1 protein-coding gene is annotated in these 458 nt (G+C 50.7%); it reads left to right on the top strand.

The features are described 5' to 3' along the window. Window positions 1–169: 169 nt before the first annotated feature. The coding region (locus MOPEL_RS18100) for a hypothetical protein (RefSeq protein ID WP_217994519.1) at window positions 170–458 on the top strand (289 nt) is incomplete at its 3' end.

The following is a 458-nucleotide window of genomic DNA, read 5'->3' as shown; positions in this document are numbered from 1 at the left end:
CCTACGCCTTGCACTGCTACTTGCACAGCTTCGCTTGCAAATCAAGGTGTTGCTACGCAACACCGCAGGTTGCTACGCAACCCTTCGATTTGCAGGCAGCCCAGGGTTTGTAAGCAGCCGAACTACGTTCGGTAAGCAAATCGAAAATTGGCACGCACAGCCTACGGCTGTGCAACGGCTGCAAATCAAGGTGTTGCTACGCTTGCGAACTTTAGCTTCGCTAAAGTTAGCGAAGCTGTGCAGCCGCAGGTCTTGCAAAACCTCCGGTTTTGCTAACTTTAGCTACGCTTTTGCTGCAAATCAAAGATTTGCAAGCGAAGCTACCTTGTGGGCTTGCTTGCAAATCTTCGATTTGCTTGCGAACTTTAGCTTCGCTAAAGTTAGCGAAGCTGTGCAGCGGAACGTAGTTCCGGTGAGGCTTGCAAATCGAAGATTTGCAGGCCGTGCAGGCCTTACAA

Origin of the sequence: Mobilicoccus pelagius NBRC 104925, from assembly GCF_000247995.1 — a bacterium.
GTDB lineage: Bacteria > Actinomycetota > Actinomycetes > Actinomycetales > Dermatophilaceae > Mobilicoccus > Mobilicoccus pelagius.
Note: the sequence above shows the minus strand (reverse complement) of the source record. Positions and strands in the feature narration are given on the sequence as shown.